This is a genomic window from Acrocarpospora phusangensis (assembly GCF_016862995.1).
In the GTDB taxonomy this organism is placed as follows: domain Bacteria; phylum Actinomycetota; class Actinomycetes; order Streptosporangiales; family Streptosporangiaceae; genus Acrocarpospora; species Acrocarpospora phusangensis.
This window is the reverse complement of the sequence record NZ_BOOA01000072.1, coordinates 11,945-33,426: the sequence shown is the minus strand read 5'-3', so window position 1 is coordinate 33,426 and position 21,482 is coordinate 11,945. Positions and strand designations below refer to the sequence as shown.

General features: G+C 73.1%; 16 protein-coding genes and 1 pseudogene. 7 read left to right on the top strand and 10 right to left on the bottom strand.

What is annotated here, in order from left to right; translation table 11 throughout:
- Positions 1 to 75: 75 nt before the first annotated feature.
- On the bottom strand, positions 76 to 2,172 hold the full coding sequence (locus tag Aph01nite_RS31940) for a tetratricopeptide repeat-containing protein (protein WP_204044763.1): 2,097 nt from the start codon (positions 2,170 to 2,172) through the stop codon (positions 76 to 78).
- 205 nt (positions 2,173 to 2,377) lie between these two features.
- Between Aph01nite_RS31940 and Aph01nite_RS31935 the strand changes: the two genes are divergently transcribed.
- On the top strand, positions 2,378 to 3,436 hold the full coding sequence (locus Aph01nite_RS31935) for a hypothetical protein (RefSeq protein WP_204044762.1): 1,059 nt from the start codon (positions 2,378 to 2,380) through the stop codon (positions 3,434 to 3,436).
- Here the strand turns inward: Aph01nite_RS31935 and Aph01nite_RS31930 are convergent.
- The 3 genes from Aph01nite_RS31930 to Aph01nite_RS31920 form a co-directional block, all read right to left on the bottom strand.
- Complete coding sequence (locus Aph01nite_RS31930) at positions 3,381 to 4,427, bottom strand: macro domain-containing protein (protein ID WP_204044761.1); 1,047 nt, start codon at positions 4,425 to 4,427, stop codon at positions 3,381 to 3,383. The genes Aph01nite_RS31935 and Aph01nite_RS31930 overlap by 56 nt on opposite strands.
- Before the next feature lie 84 nt (positions 4,428 to 4,511).
- A complete protein-coding gene (locus Aph01nite_RS31925; RefSeq protein WP_204044760.1) occupies positions 4,512 to 9,425 on the bottom strand; it encodes a CHAT domain-containing protein in 4,914 nt (1,637 codons plus the stop codon).
- Positions 9,426 to 9,443: 18 nt separating this feature from the next.
- Positions 9,444 to 9,596: a hypothetical protein gene (locus Aph01nite_RS31920; protein WP_204044759.1), complete on the bottom strand. Its 153-nt coding sequence runs from the start codon at positions 9,594 to 9,596 to the stop codon at positions 9,444 to 9,446.
- Between the two features lie 263 nt (positions 9,597 to 9,859).
- Between Aph01nite_RS31920 and pgm the strand changes: the two genes are divergently transcribed.
- From pgm to Aph01nite_RS31895, 5 genes and pseudogenes are all read left to right on the top strand, one after another.
- Positions 9,860 to 11,500 carry a phosphoglucomutase (alpha-D-glucose-1,6-bisphosphate-dependent) gene (gene pgm, locus Aph01nite_RS31915; protein ID WP_204044758.1) on the top strand — a complete coding sequence of 547 codons (1,641 nt, stop codon included), beginning with the start codon at positions 9,860 to 9,862 and terminating at the stop codon, positions 11,498 to 11,500.
- 40 nt (positions 11,501 to 11,540) lie between these two features.
- On the top strand, positions 11,541 to 12,506 hold the full coding sequence (locus tag Aph01nite_RS31910; RefSeq protein WP_204044757.1) for an acetylxylan esterase: 966 nt from the start codon (positions 11,541 to 11,543) through the stop codon (positions 12,504 to 12,506).
- Between the two features lie 7 nt (positions 12,507 to 12,513).
- Positions 12,514 to 13,731: an acyl-CoA dehydrogenase family protein gene (locus Aph01nite_RS31905; protein ID WP_204044756.1), complete on the top strand. Its 1,218-nt coding sequence runs from the start codon at positions 12,514 to 12,516 to the stop codon at positions 13,729 to 13,731.
- Positions 13,728 to 14,447, top strand: a complete 720-nt coding sequence (locus Aph01nite_RS31900) for an SDR family NAD(P)-dependent oxidoreductase (protein ID WP_204044755.1) — start codon at positions 13,728 to 13,730, stop codon at positions 14,445 to 14,447. The genes Aph01nite_RS31905 and Aph01nite_RS31900 overlap by 4 nt, the downstream gene beginning before the upstream one ends.
- A gap of 88 nt (positions 14,448 to 14,535) precedes the next feature.
- Positions 14,536 to 15,705: pseudogene (locus tag Aph01nite_RS31895) on the top strand (MFS transporter); the annotation flags it as partial.
- Here the strand turns inward: Aph01nite_RS31895 and Aph01nite_RS31890 are convergent.
- From Aph01nite_RS31890 to Aph01nite_RS31880, 3 genes are all read right to left on the bottom strand, one after another.
- Positions 15,620 to 16,126 carry a GNAT family N-acetyltransferase gene (locus Aph01nite_RS31890; RefSeq protein ID WP_204044754.1) on the bottom strand — a complete coding sequence of 169 codons (507 nt, stop codon included), beginning with the start codon at positions 16,124 to 16,126 and terminating at the stop codon, positions 15,620 to 15,622. The pseudogene Aph01nite_RS31895 and the gene Aph01nite_RS31890 sit on opposite strands and share 86 nt — an antisense overlap.
- 96 nt (positions 16,127 to 16,222) lie before the next feature.
- Positions 16,223 to 17,698: an LLM class flavin-dependent oxidoreductase gene (locus tag Aph01nite_RS31885; RefSeq protein WP_204044753.1), complete on the bottom strand. Its 1,476-nt coding sequence runs from the start codon at positions 17,696 to 17,698 to the stop codon at positions 16,223 to 16,225.
- Between the two features lie 5 nt (positions 17,699 to 17,703).
- Positions 17,704 to 18,054, bottom strand: a complete 351-nt coding sequence (locus Aph01nite_RS31880; RefSeq protein WP_204044752.1) for a winged helix-turn-helix transcriptional regulator — start codon at positions 18,052 to 18,054, stop codon at positions 17,704 to 17,706.
- A 77-nt stretch (positions 18,055 to 18,131) separates the two neighbouring features.
- On the opposite strand from Aph01nite_RS31880, the gene Aph01nite_RS31875 reads away from it, so the two are divergent.
- Positions 18,132 to 18,437, top strand: a complete 306-nt coding sequence (locus Aph01nite_RS31875; protein ID WP_204044751.1) for a thiamine-binding protein — start codon at positions 18,132 to 18,134, stop codon at positions 18,435 to 18,437.
- A gap of 4 nt (positions 18,438 to 18,441) precedes the next feature.
- Here the strand turns inward: Aph01nite_RS31875 and Aph01nite_RS31870 are convergent, their stop codons facing one another.
- The 3 genes from Aph01nite_RS31870 to Aph01nite_RS31860 all read right to left on the bottom strand — a co-directional run bounded on the left by Aph01nite_RS31870 (position 18,442) and on the right by Aph01nite_RS31860 (position 21,481).
- Positions 18,442 to 19,383: an FAD-dependent oxidoreductase gene (locus Aph01nite_RS31870; protein ID WP_204044750.1), complete on the bottom strand. Its 942-nt coding sequence runs from the start codon at positions 19,381 to 19,383 to the stop codon at positions 18,442 to 18,444.
- Positions 19,384 to 19,411: 28 nt separating this feature from the next.
- Positions 19,412 to 19,864, bottom strand: coding sequence for a DUF4396 domain-containing protein (locus Aph01nite_RS31865; RefSeq protein ID WP_204044749.1), 453 nt, complete (start codon positions 19,862 to 19,864; stop codon positions 19,412 to 19,414).
- Positions 19,865 to 20,203: 339 nt separating this feature from the next.
- The gene (locus Aph01nite_RS31860; RefSeq protein WP_204044748.1) at positions 20,204 to 21,481 is read right to left on the bottom strand and encodes a M1 family metallopeptidase; all 1,278 of its coding nucleotides are present in this window, start codon (positions 21,479 to 21,481) and stop codon (positions 20,204 to 20,206) included.
- Position 21,482 lies beyond the last annotated feature (1 nt).

Below are 21,482 nucleotides of genomic sequence, written 5' to 3'. Positions count from 1 at the left end.
CCCAACCCGTCACGTACGAGCCTAATGTAGGCAGGACAGATAATTTGTGGAACGAGATATATAGTTGGCGATAGGTTACAGATCTTCCCAGAGGCGGTCCTCCGGCAGCGTGGACGGCGGGTCGCCCACCCGGGTGGCCAGCGCCCGCGCCTCCGCCAGCAGCGGATGGCCGTCGCCGAGCGCGGGCTTGCGGTGGGGGAGCACCTTGCGGTCCAGCAGCGGGGCGAGCAGGTCGCGGACCTCGGTCGCGTGGCCGGTGCGGGCGCGTTGCAGCGCCGTGTCCAGGCGGCCGGCCAGCAGCAGCGGGTGGCTCGGGTCCATGGCCTCCTTGCCCAGGGCGGACAGCGCCGCGCTCGCGGCGTTCGCGGTCTCGTCGTCGGCCAGGACGGTCGCCGCCCGCGCCGTCAGCAGGAGCGTCTCCGCCTGACCGGGATGGTCGTCGTCCAGTTCGCGCTCGGCCTCGGCGATCGTGCCGAGCAGCCGTACGGCCGCCTCGGTCTCGCCCAGCACCAGCAGGGCGGAGGCGCGGGCGCGGCGGGCGGACCGGTCCGGGGGCAGGCGCTCCAGGTCGTCGAGGGCCCGGGGCACGTCGCCGGCGGCCACCAGGGCGCGGGCCCTGATCAGGACGGCGTCGCGGCGCAGCCGGGGGGAGACCCGCTCGGCGAACCACGGGGTCACCACGATCGAGTCCTCCAGCAGCCGTACGGCCTGCGCGGGGAACCCGGCGGACAGCTCGATCTCGGCCAGCCTGACCAGGTCGTACTGCGGCCAGTAGCCCTCCTTGGGCAGGTGCAGGGCGCGCAGCCGCATGGCCTCGGTGAGGTGGTGGCGGGCCTGCGCCGGATGCCCGGCCGCCAGCAGCGCCTCCGCGAGCGTGACCCGGGCCGAGGCGGTGTTCACGTTGTCGGGGCCCAGGCGTTCCTCCCGGTCGGCCACCACCTGCTCGGCCTGCACCACCCCGGCCACCACCCGGCCGGAACGGGTCTCGGCCCCGGCCAGCGCCTGCCGGGTCAGCGTGAGCCGCCGCCACGCCGGGCCGACGCCGATCTCCGGCACCCCCGCGGCCCGCTTCTCGGCGACGAGTTCCAGGGCGCGCCGGCCCTCCGCCGGGCGGCCCTCCTCGACCAGCACCTCGGCCAGGTTGTGCTCGGCCCTGGTGATGTACGACTCGCGGTCGAGCGTGCCGGGCAGGCCCCGGGCGATCCGCTCGGACTCCTCGAACCCGGCCCGCGCCTGGTCCGTCTCGCCCAGCCGCAGCAGCGCCAGCCCCCGGCGGCTGGCCACGTCGCAGCGCCACGGCTGGTCGCCCGGGTTGGCGCCGATCAGCTCGGTCAGCTCGCCGCCCACCTCGGCGGCCCGCACCAGCAGCGGGCTGTCGTCCAGCAGCACCTGGAAGACCACGTCCAGGGCGCGCACCCGGGCCCGGCCGTTGGGGCCGATCCGCTCGGTCAGCTCGCAGGTGCGCTCCGCCGTGTGCAGCCGGTCGGCCCACTCCCCGGCCAGCGGCACCAGATCCCGGGACAGCCAGTACGCGGCCAGCGCGTTCGCCTGATGGTCGACCGGGCCCTCCGGGTCGTCCACCATGGCCCGGAACGCCAGCTCGGACAGGCGCTCCGCGCTCGTCACGGCCCAGCCGTCCGGGGGGACGGTCACGGTGAGGGCGGCCTCGCGCAGCCGCGGGGCCAGATACTCGGCGTACGCGGTGATCCTCCCCTCCCAGCCCGCGGCGGCGGCGGCGCCGAACGTGCCGGGCAGCCAGCCGGGCGGGGTCTGCGCCGCCGACGGGCGCTTCTCGGAGGTGGAGATGTCGCCGATGCCCAGCCGCACCTGCGCCAGCATGAAACGTTCGAGCTGGTGGAAGCGGGCGATCCGGCGCAGCGCCGACGTCACCAGGGCCTGCGCGTCCAGCATCGACCGGGCCGGCCGGGGGTCCGGCTCGTCGGCGGTGAACTCGTCGAAGGCGTGTTTGACCGCGAGCGCCACCAGGACCCGCCGGCTGCGGACCTCGTTGTACAGCCAGACCGCGCTGCGCCCGCTGTCCCGGTCGGCGCCCCGTGGCAGCCTGACCCGCTCGGCCACGTCCTCGGCCCTGACCTGGTGGTAGTCGTTGCGGCGGAATGCCGCGGCCGAGGCCGCGGCGATCGCGGCGAGCCTGCGCTCTTGGGCCAACACTCCTCGACTCCCCTTTGTGTCGATTTTCTACAAGTCTGCTAGTGAATGTATCTCACTATGGTTGAGCGAACCTTAGGCGGATGACCTGACTCTCACAAGGCCCGCCCCGATCTCGCCCTGAAGGCGACCGGGCGGTGACCGGGCGGTGCGCCCCCGGCCGCGATTCGCTGGAAAGCATTCGGTTTTCCGCGAGACGGGGGTGGCCATGAACGCGATCGGGCGGGCCGGGGCTGGGGGAGCGCTGAGCCGGGACGCCGTACACGTGTGGGCGGCGTCGCGGGGGGTCGCGGCCATGGCGGTTCCGGCCTCCGGAGCGGAGGCCGCCGCCTGGGCCGTGCGGGGGTGGGCCGAGGTCGCGCTGGGGTGCGCGGTGCTCGGGCGGGCCTTCGACGGCTTGGACGGGGTGGTCAGGTCGGCCGGGATCCGGCACGGCGGTCCGGGCGCGGTACGGCTGCGGGCGCTGCGCGCCCTCGGCGGCACGGTGCCGGCGTACTACCCGGACGCGGGAGATCCCGGTCCGGTCGCTCCGGTCGGCGTGGAGGTGTGGCGGCTGTGCGGGCTGCTCGCCGAGTTCTGCGACGCCGTCCCGATGGGGGTCCCGGCGGGGTCGTCGCGGGGACGCGACTCCGCCAGGGGCCAGCTGCGGTGGGGCGAGCGGTACCGGCCCGAGCCGGCCCGGCGGTACCGGATCGTGCGGGGGGACGCGTACGCGGGCATGGTCTGGCGGACCTGGATGCGGCTGCCCTGCCCGGGCGGGTCGGAGAACGTGCTGGTCGCGGTCGGGCGCAAGGAGCCGGAGTTGCAGCGGCGGGTGTGGCTCGGGATACACGAGGGCGCCCATCTCGATCAGCTCGCCGTGGGGGAGGGGGAGCTGGAGTTCGGCGCGGGGCTGCTGGCGGCCGAGTCGTACGCGATGGCCGTGGAGATCGTCGCTCTGCTGGAGGCGGCTCGGGACGGGCAGGTGGAGCTGGCGCGCTGGCTGCGCCACGGGCTGCTGGAACGGGTCGGGCGGATGCCCGGGTTCGACGGGCAGGTTCCGGCCGCGCGGGGGTTCCGCTCGCCCGAGCTGGGGTGGCTGCCCACGCTCGCCTCGACGTACGTGACCGGGCCGTTCGCGCTGCTCTGCGCGCCCGGGACGACGCCCCTGCACGCGCGGTGGCGCGCGGCCCTGGCCGGCGCGCCGCGCGCCGCCGAGGTAGTCGCCCGGATCAGCGGGACAGTGCCCGCACCACCGCTTCCGCGACCTCCGGTACCGGCACGGTGAGGTGCACCTCCCAGGCCGGCTGCCGTTCCAGGTTCTCCACGATCGCGGTCCACAGCCAGTGCAGGCCGGTCCGCAGCGCCAGCGAGCCCCGGCCGGTCCCGATCAGCGGGAAGCACATCGAGCGCAGCGGCGGCGTGAACGAGTCCTGTTCCGCCGCCGCCAGCCGGAACACCTGCCCGACGGCCAGGGCGATCGCCGGGGGCGCCACGTCGTACAGGTTGCTGCCGGTTCTGGGTACCGCGACGGCCACGTGGTAGATGCGGCGCACGCCGTTCATGGACAGGCTGCCCGGTCCGGTCGGGGCGACCGTGCCGGGGGCCACCGGCAGGCCGGTCCGGCCGTACGCGGCCATCCACTCGTGGAGTTCCCGCTGGATGACGTCGTCCACCACGTCGCCGGAAGGGCCGCGCTTGGCGCCGGTCCTGCGCAGGGCCCCCGACACCGAGGGCATGAACGGCTTGGACATCTCCAGGTACACGTTCTCCGGCGACACCAGGATGTCCACCCCGGTGACCAGCTCGATCGGCTGCACCTGCACGGTCACCCGCGCGGCCCCCGCGGCGACCGGGATCCTGGCCCGGTCGATCGTGCGCGGTTCGGGCGCGGCCGGGCCGCCGTCGCCGCAGAGCGCCAGCATCTGCTCGGCCACCTGGGCCAGCACCAGCCGCTCCTGGTGTTTGCGGAAACGTTCCACGCTCACGCCGTACACCTGCGCGGCCCGCCGCCTCCGATCCGAGGCCGCCCAGTCCCTCGTGCCCTGGATCAGGCCGAACGTGTACGCCGCCGCCTGCCCGAGACTGCCCTCCCCGAGCCGCTCCACCGCCTCGGCCAGCAGCCGTTCCGCGGCTCCGACAGCGTCCAGCCCGGGATGGCGGAGGCGGGCGGCCAGCAGGATCGCGGGCAGGTCGGCGTCGCGCAGGCGCAGCAGGCCGCGTTCGCGCAGGTTCCGGAGATCGCCGACCAGCCCTTCGTGACTGGGCAGGGGGGACACGCCAGGAATGTGCCCAGTTATTCACCCACGATCACCTGCGCCTATCAGCGTGTGCCGGCGTTCACCTTGCTTCGACTTCATTCATCAGACGGCCACCGCCACGAAGGCGGCCCAGACGGCCGGATGCCCCGCCCGGTCCAGCCAGCTCCAGTACTCCGGACCCTCGTCCGCCACCGCGCCGCCGCCCGCCGCCGCGAGCAGCCGCCTGGCCGCCCTCTCATGCTGGGTACGGCTCCGCCGCCGGAACACCTCCTGGGTACGCCGGAGCGCCCCCGCCACCGAGCCCGCCGTCCGGAGCCGCCGGTGGAAGTCGTCCATGAACAGCGCCGTCGCCATGTCATGCACGTCCCACAGCGAGACCACGGCCGCGCCCGCCCCCGCCGCCAGCACCCCCCGCAGCAGCCCCTGCACGTCGTCCCCCGCCGAAACCCCGCCCCGCCCGGTACGGCACGCGCTCAGCACCACCAGATCCGCCTGCAGCGAGACCCCGGCCAGATCGGCCACGCTCACCGACCGCCCGTCCGCGAACAGCACCGCCGACGACAGCGGGCTCGCCTCGTCCAGGCAGGCGTGCGTGGCCAGATGCACGACCGTCGCCTTCGCCGCCGCCGCGAGCACCGCGTCCCTGGTGGCCGCCTCCCCGACCAGCACCTCCACCTGCCCGGGGAACCGCCGCGCCACCGCCTCCGCCTCCAGGCCACTGCCGGGCAACCGCGCCGCGTAACGGCCCGGTTCCCCTGCCGACTTGGGGAACCGCATGCGAGCGGGATCGCCGACCGCGAGGAGCCGCCCGTCCGACATGCTCTCCGGACGTACCGGCCGCATCAGCGCCAGCGCGCCCGCCCCCGGCAGCACCGACACAGTACGCTGCGCGACGAGCGGCGCACCCCGCCACGGCAACACCCCGAACGGAAGCGAGTGCAACGCCCCCGACGGCACGATCAGCACCTTCTCGTGCGCCAGCAGCACCTCATGCACCGGCCCCAGCAACACCCCGGCCAACTCCGCCGCGGCCCCACTCAGATCACTCCCAGCGGCACAACCCTCCCGAACCGCCCGAACCAGCCCCTCGATTCCCCCGGTCCGGCCGTTTGCGATGTCGAGTGCTGTAGCACCTGTCGTGCTGCCTGCGGTTTCCTCGGTTCGGCCGTTTGCGGTGTCGAGTGTTGCACCACCTGTCGTGTTGCTTGCCGGGCTGAGTGCTGTGCCGCCAGCCGTGACTGCTGTGCCGATCGCGGTGGTGGGTGCGGCATTGCTCGCCGTGCCCCTCGCCTCCAGGACGCGTGCTTCCCGCAGGCCGGAGTTGTCGATGGCCCAGACCAGCAGGCGTTCGTCGCGCAGCAGGTAGCTGACGAGGAGGGTGTTCGGTGGCAGGAGGCGGGAGACGGCGTCCGCGGTTAGGGGTTCGGCCCGGGTGTCGAGGGCGCGCCACATCGCCGGGTGTTCCCTGGCCAGTTCGCGTTCCAGGGCGGCCAGTCGTTCGTTCGCCGGGGTGAAGCGGGCTTCGAGGGCCGGGTCCGGTGGGGAGCCTGCGGCCAGGCGGGCGGCGGTGAGGTGCTGGAGCAGGGCGACCTCGGCGGTGGCGGCTCGCCAGCGGGTCAGCGCCGGGAGCTCCGCTTCGCCGGTGGCGCGCCGCGACTCCAGTAGGTCCAGGAACGCGCGGGCCCGGGAGCGTTCGCCGACCTGGAACGCCTCACGGGCCAGGTCGTCCGCTCTCGACGCCTCCTCGGCTCGTGCGGCCTCGCTCGCCTCCAGCAGGCAGAGCGCCGCTCCGAACTGGATTCGGGCGACCACGTCGGTGTCGGCCAGCGACCGGCGCGCCGAGTCGTCGCGTACGCCGCCGCGCATCACCTCGATCGAGCGAAGGGCCTCACGGTAGAAGCCCACCGCCCGGCCGAACCCGACCCCCGGGCCGTGCCCGGCGGCCCGCGCGGTGACGGCCAGGCCGCGCGCGGTCTCCGCCTCGATCTCCAGGGAGGCCCACGGTTCCAGAGAACGCCGCCACCAGTCCTCGCCCAGCAGGCCGCGCAGCGCCTGTAACTCCGTCTCGGCGTCGGCGTACGCGCGGTACCGCAGGAAGGTCGCGGCGGCCACGAGATGGTCACCGGCCTGCGGATGCCCGGAAACCAGCAGGTCAGACCCCAGTTCGGTGCCTCCCATGCCGGAACTCGCCAAGATGGCGAAGTCGGCCGCGATGGAATCGGCTGGGATGGAGCTGGCCGAGGTGGAGCCAGCCGAGGAGGGGCTGGCCGAGGTTGAGTCGGCCGGGATGGAGCCGGTCGAGGTGGAGCCAGCCGAGGAGGGGCTGGCCGAGGTTGAGTCGGCCGGGATGAAGCCAGCCGAGGTGGAGCCGACCGGGATGGAGCCGGTCGAGGTGGAACCGGCCGGGATGGAGCCGGTCGAGGTGGGGCCCTGGGGTCTGGGTCCGGGGTCGTGGAGGCGGGGGTTCTGTGAGTTTCGCGTCTGGGAGGTTCGGTAGGCGCGGTAGGCCGCCGCCGCCCGTGACCATTCGCGGCGCTGGCCGAGCACGTAGGCCCGGTGCAGGTCCCGGCGCTCCGGCTCGGCGCTCTCGGCGGCCAGCATCGCCTCGGCGAAGTAGGCGTTCGCCTCCCGCGTCTCGCCCCTGGCCCGAGCCGCCACGGCCCGCAGCGCGGGCACCTGGACGGCCGTGGCCTCCAGCACCTCATGGGCGAGCCGGACGTGCATCCACGAGCCGAGCAACTCGTCCAGACTGGGCGACAAGGCGGCGTCGGACGCTTCCCTGAGCCCGTCGAGCCCGTCACCCCCGTCGCCTGCATCGCCGAAGGCACTGTCCAGGATGTCGTCCAGTGCGCCGTCGACGTCGTCATCTAAACCGTCGTCATCCAGAACGTCGTCCACGATGTTGTCCGCGTGGTCGTTCAGAACGTCTCCCAGAGCATCGTCCGAGGAGTTCCGGATGTCGTCCGGAGCGTCGGTCGCGGAGTCCCGGATGTCGTCCGGAGCGTCGGTCGCGGAGCCCGGGATGTCGTCCAGAGCATCGTCCGAGGAGTTCGGGATGTCGTCCGGAGCGTCGGTCGCGGAGTCCCGGATGTCGTCCGGAGCGTCGGTCGCGGAGGCCGGGATGTCGGTCAGGGCATCACCAGAGGAGTCCGGGACGGTACCCGGAGCAGTGCCCGAGGAGTCCGGGCCGTTGTTCGGGGTCGCGGCCGGATTGGCGTAGTCCCTGGTGCTCAGTTCCTCGTCGTAGTCGGCGGAGTTCAGTTCCTCCATGGCGATGGACGCCGCGTCGTCGCTCAGCAGCGGCAGCCGGCTCGCGGCCGACCTGATGCGCTCCGCAGCGCGGCTCAACGCCTCCGGATCACCGCCGCCCGCGTTCAGCAGGCTCAGATGCCGGACGAGGATTCCCACCAGCCGGATGCTCTCCCGCAGCGCGAGGGCGGGCCGGCGGCGGATGGACGCCTCCAGCAGGGCCGCCGCCTCCGCCAGGGCCACCTGGGCGCCGGCCCGGTCTCCGGCCCACAGCCGGAGCATGCCCAGGTCGGTGACGCACTGGGCCTCGTTGCCCGTGTACCCGAGCGCGGCGTGGATCTCCCGCGCCAGCCGATGGCACCCGGCCGCCCGCTCGAACTGCCCGGCCCTGGCGGCGTGGTGCCCCTCCTGGGAACAGAGCGCCCCGAGCCCTTCCGCCAGGCTCAGGCTGCCCGGCCCGTGCGCCCACCGCGCCAGCTTCCCGACGCTCTCATCCGCACGAACCGAACCGGCGGCACCGGCCGGACCAGCCATGGTGGCCGAGCCGGCACCATCGGCCGCACCGCCGCCTCCGACGAAACCGGCCGTACCGGCCGGACCGCCGCCTCCGACGAAACCGGCCGTACCGGCCGGACCGCCGCCACCGACGAAACCGGCCGTACCGGCCGAGCCGCCGCCACCGACGAAACCGGCCGAGCTGGGCGGGTCGCCCGCCGCGATCGAGGCCAGGGCCAGATGCGTCCACGCGGTCCAGCGCAGCCCCTGGTCACCCGCCTCGCGCGCCATGTCCAGCGCCTCGGCCGCCAAGCGCACCACGGCCGAGCCGTCCCCGTTCAGCCGCGCCAGGTACGCCCGGCGCAATTTCAACGCGGCCAGCAGACGCTGCGCGACCACCCCCGGCCGCGGGCTCTCCCGCAGGGCGCGTTCCGCCTCCGCGTACGCCCGTTCGGCCAGATCCGCCCTGATCCGGCGCCCCGGCAGCACCCGTACGCCGGGACGGTCGGTGCCGGCGTTCAGGCTGAGCACCGGCCAGTGGTCCAGCAGGAGCGGGGAGGTGCGGACCGCCGCCGCCCAGTCGCCGCGCATCAGCAGGGCCAGCGCGTAGCCGTGCGCGTCGGACCCGCGCGCGCAGTGGTCGGCCGCCTCGGTGAGCAGCGCGGACGCCCGCTCGTCCAGGCCGGCCTCGTGGCAGAGCGTGGCCATGGCCCGGCAGACGAGCGCGGTGGCGGGCCCGAGGCCGGGTTCGGCGGCGAGCCGGTCGCGGATCTCGGGCATCCTGCCGAGCACGTGCTCCAGCAGGCCGCGCAGCTCGTCGGGGGCGCTGCCCGCGGTCACCGCCGAGCGCAGCGTGGACTGCGCGCCCGGCAGGTCGGCGAGGACCCTGAGGATGATCCCGGCGTCCACGTCCAGGCTGAGATCGGCGGTCCCGGCCCGGGTGGCCGCCCGGTAGGCGCCGTTCACGCGGGCCGCGTCCCGGAGCGCGGTGTCCGGCCACGCGCGGCGCGCCTCCATCTCCGGGGTCACCATGCCGCAGCCGTCCGGCCATTTCGCGTAGCGGCCGATCCGCGCCAGCCGGATCCAGGCCAGGCAGCGGACCAGCAGCGCCGATCCGTGCGGGGCCAGCCAGGCCGCGCGCTGGAGCAGGGTGACGGCGGTGCCGGGGTCGCCCGCGCAGGTGGCGGTGACGGCCTGGGCCAGCAGCCGCTCAGGCGAGTCCCCGGGTGACTTCCCGGACGGTTCCCCGTACTCGGGAGCGAAGAAATCCACTGAATCCACTATTCCGATCTATGGCCGGATCCCGGTTGCGCGTGTCAGCAGCAGCGCGACGACGACCGCGAGGAGGACGACGAACGCGGTCAGGATGCTCAGCAGGATGTAGAGGCTCTTCGGGACGTCCGCGCGGGCCGCGGGGACGGGGGTGGGACGCGCCGAGGGCATGGACACCATGCCCTGCTGCGCTTTCCGCTCATGTCCTGGTTTGGGCTGCTCTGACATTGCCTCGCCGATCGCTGAAGGGGAGCCTGGTTGAGGGGGCCTCGAGAAGTTCAGTCAGATTGACGGTTCCCTATAGTAAATGGTTTACCCCACTATCCCCTAGTGTGGCGCGAGAGAACGGTCCACACCAGTCGCGAGCGATGATCGCCGGTTTGGCACACTTGGCGTGTGTCCGGTCTGACCAGATCGTGGGAGTGTGAGCAGCCATGGTTCATGAGCGAGCGGGACAGCCCGCCCAGCCGTCCGATCTCGCCGACATCGCGCGGCTGGTGACGGCCTACTACGCGCTGCACCCCGATCCGGAGCAGCCGGGCCAGCGGGTCGCCTTCGGCACCTCCGGGCACCGGGGCTCGGCCCTCAACACCGCCTTCAACGAGGACCACATCCTCGCCACCACCCAGGCCATCTGCGAGTACCGCGCCGCCCAGGGCGTGGACGGGCCGCTCTACCTGGGCGCGGACACGCACGCGCTGTCCGAGCCCGCCAAGGTGTCGGCGCTGGAGGTGCTGGCCGCCAACGCCGTACGGGTGCTGATCGACAGCCGGGACGGCTACACCCCCACGCCCTCCGTGTCGCACGCCATCCTGACCTACAACAGGGACAGGACGACCGGCCTGGCCGACGGCATCGTGGTGACCCCCTCGCACAACCCGCCCCCGGACGGCGGCTTCAAGTACAACCCGCCGCACGGCGGACCGGCCGGCTCCGAGGCCACCTCGTGGATCCAGGACCGGGCCAACGCCCTCATCGCGGGCGGCCTCAAGGAGGTCAGGCGCATCCCGTACGAGCGGGCGCTGACCGCCGCCACCACGGGCCGGCACGACTTCCTCGCCGCGTACGTGGACGACCTCGGCTCGGTGCTGGACCTGGACGCGATCAGGAACGCCGGCGTGCGCATCGGGGCCGACCCGCTGGGCGGCGCGAGCGTGGCCTACTGGGGGGAGATCGCCGACCGGCACCGGCTCGACCTCACCGTGGTCAACCCGCTGGTGGACCCGGCCTGGCGGTTCATGACGCTGGACTGGGACGGCAAGATCCGGATGGACTGCTCCTCGCCGTACGCGATGGCGTCCCTGATCGCCGGCCGGGACGCGTACGACGTGTCCACCGGCAACGACGCGGACGCCGACCGGCACGGCATCGTCACGCCCGACGGCGGCCTGATGAACCCCAACCACTACCTGGCCGTCGCGATCTCCTACCTGTACGCGCACCGCCCCGGCTGGGGCGCCGCCACCGGCGTCGGCAAGACCATGGTCAGCAGCAGCATGATCGACCGCGTGGTGGCCGGGCTCGGCCGCCGCCTGGACGAGGTGCCCGTCGGCTTCAAGTGGTTCGTGCCCGGCCTGCTGGACGGCTCGATCGGGTTCGGCGGCGAGGAGAGCGCGGGCGCGTCGTTCCTGCGCAGGGACGGCTCGGTCTGGACCACCGACAAGGACGGCCTGATCCTGGCCCTGCTCGCGGCCGAGATCACCGCCGTCACCGGCGAGACCCCGAGCCGCGTCTACGCCGGCCTGGTCTCCCGGTACGGCGACCCCGCCTACGCCCGCGTGGACGCCCCCGCCACCCGCGAGCAGAAGGCCGTGCTCGCGGCCCTGTCCGCGTCCCAGGTGACCGCGGACACGCTCGCGGGCGAGCCGATCACCGAGGTGCTCACCGCGGCCCCCGGCGGCGGCGCCGCGCTCGGCGGACTGAAGGTCGTCACCGAGTCCGCCTGGTTCGCCGCCCGGCCGTCCGGCACCGAGGACGTCTACAAGATCTACGCTGAATCTTTCCGCGGCGCCGAGCACCTGGCCCGGGTCCAGGACGAGGCCCGCTCTGTGGTGTCGGCCGCATTGGGCACGTGACCATTGACTTTGCCCAGGGTGCGGCTGAAAAGATGCGACAATGCCCCTCTTTGATCTTCCGCTTCACGAGCTGCGCCGCTACACCCCCGTCGTCGAGGAGCCCGAGGACTTCGACGACTTCTGGTCCGCGACCCTGGCCGAGACGCGCGGCCACGCCCACGCGCCGGTCTTCGAGCCCGTGGACACCGGCCTGGAACTGGTCGAGGTGTTCGACGTCACGTTCGCGGGCTGGGCGGGGCAGCCGGTCCGCGGCTGGTTCCTGGTCCCGGCCGGGCGTCCGGGCCCGCTCCCGTGCGTGGTGCAGTACCAGGGGTACGGCGGCGGGCGCGGCCTGCCGCACCAGTGGCTGTACTGGGCCAACGCCGGGTACGCCCACCTGTTCATGGACACCAGGGGTCAGGGGAGCGGCTGGTCGGCCGGGGACACCGCCGACCCGGCCGGGTCCGCGCCCGCGCATCCCGGGTTCATGACGCGGGGCATCGAGGACCCGGAGACGTACTACTACCGGCGGGTGTTCGCGGACGCGGTCCGGGCGGTGGAGACGGCGCGGGCGCATCCGCTGGTGGACCCGGAGCGGGTGACCGTGACCGGCATCAGCCAGGGCGGCGGCATCACGATCGCGGTGGCCGGCCTGGTGCCTGACGTGGCCGCGGCCATGCCGGACGTGCCGTTCCTGTGCGACTTCGGGCGGGCGATCGAGATCACGCCGAAGGACCCGTACCCGGAGATCGTGCGGTATCTGACTGTGCACCGCGACAAGGTGGCGCCGGTCATGCGGACCCTGTCGTACTTCGACGGGGTGTCGTTCGCGCGGCGGGCGAGCGCGCCCGCGCTGTTCTCGGTCGGGCTGATGGACATGGTGTGCCCTCCGTCCACCGTGTTCGCGGCCTTCAACCACTACAAGGGCGAGGACAAGAGCATCGTCGAGTACCCCTTCAACGACCACGAGGGCGGCGGGCCCTTCCAGGAGCGGGAACAGCTGAACTGGCTGCGCGCCAGGAAGTGAGGCGGACATGGCGATCGACTTCACCCTCGCGCCGGAGCACGAGGAGATCCGCCGCCGGGTCCGGGCCTTCGTCCAGGACGTCATCGTCCCGGCCGTCCCCGGCGACCTGCCGCGCGACGACTACCTGAGGATCATCTTCGACCTGCGCCGCCAGGCCAGGGCCGAGGGGCTGTGGCTGCCGCACATGCCGCGCGAGTGGGGCGGCATGGGCCTCGGCCACGTCGAGCTGGCCATGGTGCAGGCCGAGGCGGCCAGGACCCGGCTCGGGCCGTGGGTGCTCAACTGCGCGGCGCCCGACGAGGGCAACATGCACACGCTGCTGCACTGGGGCACCGACGAGCAGAAGGAGAAGTATCTCCGGCCGCTGCTGGAGGGCACGAAGATGTCCTGCTTCGCCATGACGGAGCCGGAGGTGGCGGGGTCCGATCCGACGCTGATCCGGACGCACGCCGTACAGGACGGGGACGAGTGGCTGATCAACGGTCACAAATGGTTCATCTCCAACGCGCGGCGGGCCAGTTTCGCGATCCTCATGGCCAGGACGGAGCCGGACGTGCCACCGGGGTCGCGGGGCGGCACCACCGCGTTCCTGATCGACCTGCCGCAGGACGGCTGGGACGACGTGCGCGAGGTGGAGACCATGCACGGCTCCACCGGGCACAGCGAGATCGTCATCACCGACCTGCGGGTGCCGGACGCGCAGATCCTGGGCGGGCGCGGCAACGGCCACCGGCTCGGGCAGTACCGCCTCGGGCCGGCCAGGCTCGCGCACTGCATGCGCTGGATCGCCCAGGCGGAGACGGCGCTGGACATGATGGTGGACCGCGCGCTCAACCGGTACAGCCACGGTTCGCTGCTCGCCGAGAAGCAGGGCGTGCAGTGGCTGATCGCCGACTCGGCGATGGAGCTCTACCAGTGCAAGCTGATGGTGCTGCACGCCGCCTCGAAGATCGACAAGGGTGAGGACTTCCGCACCGAGGTGTCGATGGCCAAGCACTTCGTGGCCAACAGCCTCAACCGCATCATCGACCGGTCCATCCAGGTGCACGGCGCGCTCGGCTACTCCACCGACACGCCGCTGGCGAACATGTTCCAGCACGCCCGCTGGGCGCGCTTCGCCGACGGCGCCGACGAGATCCACCAGATGCGCATCGCGGAACGGGTGATCGCCGCCTACCGCGACACGGGCTCCACCAACGCGGCGACCGGAGGACTGCCACTGTGATCGCGCTCATCACCGGGGGCGCCAACGGCATCGGCGCGGCCGTCGCCCGCCGCCTCGCCGCCGACGGCGCGAAGATCGTCATCGCCGACGTGGACGATGCCGCGGGCCGCCCGCTCGCCGCCGAGATCGGTGGCGCGTACGTGCGCTGCGACGTCTCCAGCCTGCCCGACAACGAGGCCGCCGTGGCCGCGGCCGTCACCGCGTACGGCGGGCTCGACCTGGCATTCCTGAACGCGGGCGTGACCTCCGGCTGCGGCCTCGGGGAGGACTTCGACCTGGCCAGGTACCGCCGCGCGATGGGCGTGAACCTGGACGGCGTGGTGTTCGGCGCGCACGCCGCGCTGCCCGCGCTCACCCGCTCCCGCGGCACGATCGTGGCCACGGCCAGCATGGCGGGCGTCGTCGGCGTGCCGGCCGATCCGATCTACGCGGCCAACAAGCACGCGGTGGTCGGGCTGGTCCGCAGCCTGGCGGAGCAGCTGGCCCCGGCCGGGGTGCGGGTGCAGGGCCTCTGCCCGTCGTTCGCCGACACGGCGATCCTGGGCGAGCACCGGGAGCTCCTGAGCGAGCTGGGCTTCCCGATCCTGCCCGTGTCCGAGGTCGTCGAGGCGTTCCTGCGGCTGCTGGAGGGGGACGGCACGGGGGAGTGCTGGTTCGTCATCCCCGGCCGGGAGAGCCAGCCTTTCGTATTCCGGCGGGCGCCCGGTCCGAGATAGGGTGCGGAGCATGACCTGGCGACATTGATCCTCACCTGAGGCACGGTTCACGCGCAGGCTCTACGCCTACGCGTTCTGCACGGACTTCGTCCTGCTCTATCCGGTGTACGCGGTGCTGTTCACCGACGCCGGGCTGTCTCCCGCGCAGATCTCCTCGCTGTTCGCGATCTGGTCGGTGACGTCGTTCGCCCTGGAGATCCCGTCGGGTGTGTGGGCGGACGTCTTCTCCCGCCGGGCCATGCTCGTCGCCGCCCCCGCGGTGACCGGAGCCGGCTTCGCCCTGTGGACCTTCTTCCCCGGCTATCCCGCCTTCGCGGCCGGCTTCGTGCTGTGGGGCGCGGGCACGGCCGCCGCCTCCGGCACCCTCCAGGCCCTGATGTACGAGGAACTCGCCAGGCTGGGCGCGGCGGACTCGTACGCGAAGGTCTCCGGCCGCCAGAACGCCGTCGGCACCACGGCCGGGATGATCGCCACCGCGCTGGCCGCCCCCGCCATGGCCGCGGGAGGCTACCTCCTGGCCGGCCTGGCCAGCGTGGCCGCCTGCCTCGCCGCCGCGGCCCTGGCCCGGACCCTGCCGGAATCCCGGACAGGGTCCTTCCCGGAGGAGGAGGACGAGCCGCAAGAGGGCTACGTGGCCGTGCTGCGCTCAGGCCTGGGCGAGGTGCGCGCCTCGCCCCGGCTCCGCCACAGCCTGATCCTGGTCGCGGCCGTCATGGGCGTCTCCGCGCTCGACGAGTACCTGCCGCTGCTCGCCGTGGACGCCGGAGTCGGCACCGCCGGCGTGCCCTGGGTCATGCTCATGCTGTTCGCGACCGCCACCGCGGGCGGATGGCTGGCCGGCCGGGGCGTACGCTGGACCGCGCACGGCCTGGCCGCCGCCGCGCTCCTGCTCGCCGCCGGGGCCGCCTGGCGCACCCCGTGGGCGCTGGCGCTGGTCGCCGTCGCGTACGGCGTCGTCGAATGGGCCACCGCCGCCATGGAGGCCGACCTGCAGGACGACCTCACCGACCGCACCCGGGCCACCGTCACCTCCATGTCCGGCCTCGGCGCGGAGGTCTTCGCCGTGCTCTCCTTCGCCACGTACGCCTTGGGCTCGGTGTGGGCGCAACCCTGGCTGCTGTTCACGGTGGCGGCGGGGCCGTACCTGCTGATCGCGGTGGCCGCCGGGCGGGTCAGGGGCGGACGGCGGAGAACAGGACCTGGTCGTGCCAGCGGCCGCCCCGCCACTGAGCCCGGCGAAGCGTGCCCTCCCGGGTGAAACCGGCCTTCTCCAGCGCGCGCTGCTCGGCGAAGTTCCCCGCGTCGGTGAAGCACTGCACCCGCTCGGCCCTGGTGTGCGCGAACAGGTACGCGACGAGCTGCCGCTGCGCCTCCGTCCCCGCGCCCTTGCCGCGGAAGTCGGCGAAGACGCAGATGCCGATGGTCCAGCACCAGGAGGTCGCGTCCGGACCCCACGAGTTCATCCACCAGGTCACATAGCCGGCCGGCTGCCCGTCGGCCTCGATGGTCAGCCGGCCGGAGTCGTGCCCGAGCAGGCCGTTCTCGGCGAACTCCCGCCGCAGGCCGTGCGAGGGGCGATGACCGAACCACTGGAACTCGCCCGTCCCCTCCGGGTTGGCGCGTTCCCGGTCGAAGAGGTCGAGATCCATCATCCGGACCGGCCGCAGCGAAACCTCCATCGAAACGCTCCCTTTCCGCGTGTTCGCGTCAGCCGTACAGGATAGGGCGTCCGGGCCGGACGCGGGTGGGGCGGGTGGCGTAACGGGTTGGTGTGGTCAGATTTCGAGATCCAGGCGGGAGAGCGGCTCGACGAGCTCCTCCTCCTCGTACGCGAGGTGCGAGAGCAGCACGTCCGACAGCAGGTCCACCTGGTCGCGGACGGCGCCCAGGTGCGACGGGTCCTCGATCATGATGACCAGCGCGGCGTCCAGGCCGGTGAGGATCTCGGCGACGATCTCGTGCTCCCGCTCCAGGCGCGCCACCACCGGGGCCAGCGATCCCTCGGCCGCCGTCAGCGCCGGGAACATGTGCGCGTCCTCGATGCCGTGGTGCGCGGTCAGGATCCGGCAGTAGGAGGCGCAGAAGCTGCCGAGCGTCCAGTAGTTCTGCCGCATGGTCAGCTCGTTGATCAATGACCGGAGCGCGGCGGCCTCGCCCTGCCCGGCGGCGACCTGCTCCAGCGCGTCCCGGATCTGGGCCAGCTCCCGCCGCAGGTGGTCGTGGATCTGCACCAGCCGCCGGCCGTTGGCCCGCTGCGCGGGCGTGAGCGCGGCCAGGTCCCGCTTCGGCAGGCGCGGCCGGCTGGCCTCGTCCAGGGGCCCGATCTTCCCGAGGGTCACGGCGGGTTCCGGTCCGGCCGCCGGTGTGGCCCGCTCCCGGCCGACCGCCTCCCGTACGGCGGGGGCCACCTCGGCGGCGAACGTCCGCATCGTGTGCTCGTCGTCGGCGGAGAGCACGAAGACGCTGAACCCGTGGCTCAGCGTGAGCCCGGCCAGCTGCTCGGCCCACTGCGCGGGCGGCCCGTCCAGGAAGGCGGCCGTCCCGATCGAGGAGAACCGCCCCGCGATGTTGTAGACCCGGCGCACGTCGCCCGGGTCGCGGCCCGCCTCCTCGGCGGCGGCGTCCACGATCTTCGTCAGCCCGGCGAGCTCCGCGGGCGCGGCGTATCCCAGCGAGGGCACCCAGCCGTCGGCCAGCCGCCCGGTCAGTTCGAGCATGCGCCGCTTGTACGCCCCCACCCACACCCCGATCGGGTGCGGCGGGAACGGCCCCGGGCGCGCGCCGTCCAGCGCGTAGTGCTCGCCGTCCAGCACGACGGGGTCGCCCGGCGTCCACAGCGCCCGCAGCACGGCGATCGCCTCCGCCAGCGCCTCGACGGCCGCGCCCGGCGTGTGCCTCGGCCCGCCCATCGCGGCGATGCCGTCCCAGAAGAAGCCCGCGCCGAGGCCCAGTTCGAGCCGCCCGCCGCTGATCACGTCCAGCGACGCCGCCGCCCGCGCCAGCACGGCGGGCGGGCGCAGCGGCAGGTTGACCACGTCGGGGAACAGGCGGATCCGCGAGGTCCGCGCCGCCAGCGCCGGCAGCAGCGTCCACATGTCCAGGAACGACGGCTGGTACGGATGATCCTGCACGCCCAGCAGGTCCAGGCCCATTTCCTCGGCCGCCACCGCCTGCCGGATCAGCCGGTCGGCGCCGGACGCCTTCGGGGTGAGCCCGGCCCCGAACCACAACTCGTGCCCGTGATCACCCATCGACATCACCCATCGGCCCGCGTTCCTTCCCCGATCCACCGTTCGCCCCACGCGATCAGGGGCCGCACCGCGTCCGCCAGTTCCGCGCCCTTCGGCGTCAGCGCGTACGTGATCTGCACCGGCGTGCTCGGCACGACCGTCCGCGCCAGCACGCCCTCGTCCGTCAGCTCCCGGAGCCGCCGCGTCAGCAGCCGCTCCGAGATGCCCGGCACGGCCGTCAGGAACTCGCGGTAGCGGGCGGCTCCCCGTTCGGCCGCGAGCAGGATGGCGCCGTTCCAGCGCCGTCCCGCCAGCTCGACGGCGATCTGGAACGCGGGACAGTGCCGCTCCAGCCCGTCCGGGTCCACCGCACTCACGGTAGGGAACTTACCAGAGGAAAGTGCCGTTTCGTGCCACGATGGAGCTGATCACCTATTGAGCGAGGGAGTTCCTGATGTCTGTTCTGATCGCCTTCAGCGTCACGCCGATCGGGGCCGGGGAGAACGTCGGCGAACTGGTGGCCGAGGCCGTGCGGGTCGTGCGGGCGTCCGGTCTGCCCAACCGTACCGACGCGATGTTCACCACCATCGAGGCGGCCACCTGGGAGGAGGGCATGGCGGTCGTGCACGCGGCGGTGCGGGCGGTCGAGGCGCGCTCCGCGCGGGTCAGCCTGGTGCTCAAGGCCGACATCCGCGGCGGGCAGGGGGACAGGCTGACGGCGAAGGTCGAGACCATCGAGCGCCACCTGGCGGGGGAGTGACGGGTCAGTCGCCCGCGATCATGGCGGTGATCTCGCGGGCGCAGCCCCAGGACATGCTGACGCCGACGCCGCCGTGGCCGTAGCAGTGCACCAGGCCGGGGGAGGAGGGGTCGGCTTCCAGGCGGATGGCGGGACGGCCGGGGCGCAGGCCCACCTCCACGCCCAGGACCCGGCAGCCGGCCAGGCGGGGCTCGACGGCGACGCAGCGGGCGAGGATGGCCTGGGTCTGGGCGTCGTCGGGCGTGAGGTTCCAGTCGCCGGGCTCGGCGGTGCCGCCCAGCACCACCCGCCTCGGGTGCGGCATGTAGCCGACCCAGTCGGTGTCGGCGCCGCCCTCGTAGAAGAAGTCGTCCAGGCCCGGGTTCTCGACGATGACGTGCTGGCCGCGGACCGGCTGGACCCGGTCGTCGCCGGCCAGGGCGGCGGCCCCGACGCCGCTGCAGTTCACCACGGCGGGGGCCTCCGCGGCCGGTTCCGCCAGGGATTCGGCGGCGCGGATCTCGATCTCCACGCCGGCCTTGGCCAGGCGGCCGGTCAGATAGTCCAGGTAGACGGGCATGTCGACCAGGGGCGAGGTGATCCAGAAGGCGATCGGGAAGCCGGCGCTCTCGTCGGGGGTGCAGGGCCGGAAGCCGGGCAGCGCGGTCGCCCACGGCGGGATGGCGTCGCCCAGGCGGCTGACCAGCCGGCCGCGCGCCACCCGGGACCCGGTCGCCGGATCCCCGGCCAGCGCCGTGAACTCGTCCAGGGAGGTGCGCTGCCACCGCAGCGACGGCTCCAGCGGCTCGTTGCGGACCGGGCCGCCGATCATGGCCCCGGCCACGGCGGAGGTGGTGCGCTCCGGCGGCAGCGAGCTCCAGACCCGCACCCGCATCCCGCGCTCGGCCAGGCACACCGCCGTGGTCAGCCCGACGACCCCGCCGCCGACGACTATGACATCCGCCATGACATCCCCCTCGACCACATGCCCTCGATCAGTGGTGGTAATTGTGCACCACGGCGTGCCCCCGCCCCCGGCCGATGATCCACTTGTTGACCGGCAGCGTGACCACGAACGCCACCGCGAGGGAGCCGATCAGCGCGCTCCAGAACAGCGCGCTCGTGAGGGCGGCGTCCATCGCGCCGGGCACCGCCAGCATGACGCCGTTGTCCACGATCTCCATGACCAGGATGGACAGCGTGTCGGCGGCCAGGGCCACCCGGATCGCCCGCCGCCAGGGGAGCCTGGCCCGGCGCAGGCCGCGCAGCGTCAGCGCGTACCCGAAGAAGAAGGCCAGGGTGATGGCGAGGATCAGGGTGGGGACGTTGTGCCAGCCCAGGGCGGTGCCGATCACCATGCCCAGGATCTCGCCGATGGCGCACCCGGTGAGGCAGTGCAGCGTCGCCGACGCGGCGGTCGCCCAGCTCGCTCCGGTCCGATGTTCCATGTCCGCCTCCAGAGTTGATACCCCCCTAGGGTATAGGAGCGTGAACAACCGGCCCGGCCGCGAGGATTCCCGTACGGGCGGAAAAAGATCGGGCGCCCGCCCGCCACCGTGGCGGACGGGCGCCGGGGTTCAGCGATCGGCTGGGGCGGCCAGCCGTTCTGCTTCCCAGTGCAGGGCCTCGACGAGGACGAGTTCCAGATGGAGTTCGGTGTCGACGAGGCTGTCCAGGACGTCCATTCGGGCCTCCCTGACAATCATGACGCCCCATCAGTCACACAGGTTCACACGTTCCACCCGCAAAACCGAAAGAGATTCAAGAGGGGCGAACGGCGGACACGGTCAGGGGAGACCGGGCAGCCGGGGCGCGTAGAGCCAGGAGGCGAAAAGCCCCTCCAGCGGCTCTGGCGTGAAATGTCGCGCTAAATCGGTGAACATGCCGGTTGTGACCACGCCGTGCCGGTGCGCGGCCGTCCACTCCCGGAGCATGGAGAAGAAGGGCACGTCCCCGAGCGTGCGGCGCAGCGCGTGCAGCGTGAGTGCGCCGCGCTTGTAGACGCGGTCGTCGAAGATGCGCCGCGACCCCGGGTCGGCCAGCACGAAGTCCTGCGGCGCGGCGGTCAGCCGCCGGTGCCAGCGCCGCGCGTGCGCCGCCGCCGGCTCCCCGCCGGAGGCCTCCGACCAGAGCCACTCCGCGTACGCGGCGAACCCCTCGTGCAGCCAGATGTCCCGCCAGTGCCCCAGCGTCAGGCTGTTGCCGAACCACTGGTGCGCCAGCTCGTGCGCGACCAGCCGCTCGCTCCCGCGCCGCCCGTCCACGTGGTTCGCACCGAAGATCGACATGCCCTGCGCCTCGACCGGGATCTCCAGCTCGTCGTCGGTGACCACCACCGTGTACGCCCCGAACGGGTACGGCCCGAACAGGTCCGCGAACACCGCCATCATGCGGTCCTGCCGGCCGAAGTCGTGCCGGATCCTGGGCCCCAGCCGGGCCGGGTGGTACACCCGCTGCGGCACCACCCCGTCCAGGTCCACCGAGACGTACCGCCCGATCTGCACGCTGGCCAGGTAGGCCGCCATCGGCTCGCCCTGCTCGTACACCCAGGTCGTCGCCGACGCCCCCCGCACCGACGACACCCGCGCCCCGTTCGCCACCACCTGGTACGGCGAGGCCGCCGTCACCGCGAACCGGTACGTCGCCTTCTCCGAAGGCCGGTCGTTGCACGGGAACCACGACGAGGCCCCCGTCGGCTGGCTGGCCACGATCACCCCGTCGGCCAGCTGCTCCCAGCCCAGTTCCCCCCACGGGCTCGGCACCGGCCTGGGACTGCCCTGGTACCGCACCTCCACCGAGAACGGGCGCCCCTCCGCCAGCCAGCCCGGCGGCGTGACCCTGAGCTTGTCGTCCCGGTGGGTGAACCGCGCCCGCGCGCCGTTCACCTGCACCCGGTCCACCCGGAACGGGCCCAGGTCGAGCGCGAACCCCTTGAGCGGGGCGGTCGCCACGGCCGCCAGCACGGCGGTGCCGCTCAGCCGGTTGGCGGCCGCCCGGTAGTCGAGCGTGAGATCGTAGTGCAGGACGCGGTAGCCCTCGTTACCACGCTTGGGAAAATAGGACACC